Genomic DNA, 1,862 nt, shown 5'->3' with positions numbered 1-1,862 from the left:
TCTACCGTGACGGTGAGCTCGTCGATGAACCCAGCGATGTCGTGGAGTATTGGCGCGATGATCTCGTGGCCTTCCTGATCGGCTGCAGCTTCACTTTCGAGTCGCCGCTGGTAGAGGCTGGGATTCCTATCCAGCATCAGCTGCAGGGTGTCAATGTGCCGATGTACCGGACTGCGGTGCGGTGCGAGTCCGCCGGAAGCCTCAGCGGCCCCATGGTGGTGTCCATGCGGCCGCTGCCACCGGAGCGGATATCCGACGCGGTGCGGATTACCTCGCGGTATCCCGGTGTCCATGGCGCGCCGGTGCATATCGGAGACCCGCGCCAGTTGGGAATCAGTGACCTTCAGGCCCCCGATTTCGGGGACGCGGTAGAAGTCCCAGCTGGCTGGCTGCCGGTGTTCTGGGCATGCGGTGTCACGCCACAAGCAGCAGTGATGGAATCGCGCCCTGAGCTGGCCATTAGTCATGCGCCGGGACATATGCTCATCACTGATCTGCCCAATGCCTCCCTCCAAGTGCCCTAGATGTTGGGCTAGGCGGCGAGGTCGTACTGGACCGGGGCGGCGCGCCAGATGAAATCTGCGGCAGTAAGGATTCCGGCAGGTGGGGTGTCCTCGGCGGAAGTGTAGCCAGCAGATTGGCGGTCGGCAGGGAGATCGTCACTGAGGACGCGCTCGCTTAGCCAACGCTCGGTTTGTGAATGAGCACTGTGTGAATGGGTGCTGGGTGAATCAGCACAGCGTGAATGTGCGCTTCGCGAAGGAGCGCTCGGAGAATGCGCGCCGCTTGGTTGTGAGCTGGGCGAATGCGTTCTGTTGGCGTGAGCATGTTCTGCGCCGGGGGTTGGACGGTGCTGATTGCGGTTCGGACTGGAGTCTTGCTCCGAGTCGCGGGGTGGTGGGTGGAGGAAGCCGTGGGATTTCATCCGGTGATGACGCCTGCATAACGCCCAGAGGTTGTCCGCGGTGGTTTCTCCACCCTGTTCCCAGGGTGTTTGGTGATCAACATCGCAGCGTTCGGCGCTGATGGTGCACCCGTCTGCTTGGCAGGTTCCGTCTCGGAAGATCAGTGCGTCGCGTAGGTGTGCTGGTGGGTACCGGCCGATGTACCGGGCGCTGAGCAGGTCATACTCGGCGTTCCTAGAATCCTTGCGGGTATGGCCTTGGTACCAGTGGTGGTTGGCTTCGGGGTCTGCTGCGAGTTTCCTGGCTTGGTGGGCGGGGATCATCCATGACCGATCTGCAGCCATCGCCGGCTCCTCACCGTGGCCGGTGAGGGTGGCTTCCGGGATCATGATCATGATCTTGGCATCAACCGCGGCGTCATAGATCCGTCCATCGCGAAGCCATGCGGTGAGGAGGTCTGCTTCCCGCTGCGCCAGGGTGCGGGGATCACTGGCGCCAGGGTCACTGGCGCTGGAGTGCGTGGTGCGCGGACCGGCGCCATGGTGATGCGTGGTACTGGAGTCAGAGGACTGGGCATCAGCGGCGTGGCGACCCGCAGCGCCCGATTCCATGGTGCTCGTTTCTGCGCGACCTTGAACTGCGTCGCCAGTTTCTGCAGTGCCAGGACCTGCCTGGCAGCGATCAGCCGCGGTGTCCCCGCCCGGGGTGGGCTGGTCTGAGTTGGGCTGGTCGAAGCTGGGCTGGTCCATGCCGCGGGCTGCGGCTTTGAGTCGTTTCTCAATAGCGGCAGCTTCCAAGGTGGGGATGTAGGCCTGGAGGTAGCTCATTCCGTGGGACTGGTGCTGGAACCGCACGAACCGGGACTGGGTTTCTTTCTCACAAGCCCTGGCGTAGGCCTCTGGGTCGAGTGAGGCGATGTAGCGGGTGAGCCAGTGATGAAACTCTGAGAGACTACGG

The 1,862-nt window shown here is 62.9% G+C and carries 2 protein-coding genes; one reads left to right on the top strand and one right to left on the bottom strand.

The window, feature by feature from the left end; all coding sequences use genetic code 11:
• The coding region (locus tag TX78_RS01705) for a D-glutamate cyclase family protein (protein ID WP_044493033.1) at positions 1–524 on the top strand (524 nt) is incomplete at its 5' end.
• 8 nt (positions 525–532) lie between these two features.
• Here the strand turns inward: TX78_RS01705 and TX78_RS01700 are convergent.
• Positions 533–1,862: HNH endonuclease signature motif containing protein (locus TX78_RS01700; RefSeq protein WP_158644283.1), on the bottom strand; the 1,330-nt coding region annotated here is incomplete at its 5' end.

This window comes from Nesterenkonia massiliensis (assembly GCF_000455245.1).
GTDB lineage: Bacteria > Actinomycetota > Actinomycetes > Actinomycetales > Micrococcaceae > Nesterenkonia > Nesterenkonia rhizosphaerae.
Note: the sequence above shows the minus strand (reverse complement) of the source record. Positions and strands in the feature narration are given on the sequence as shown.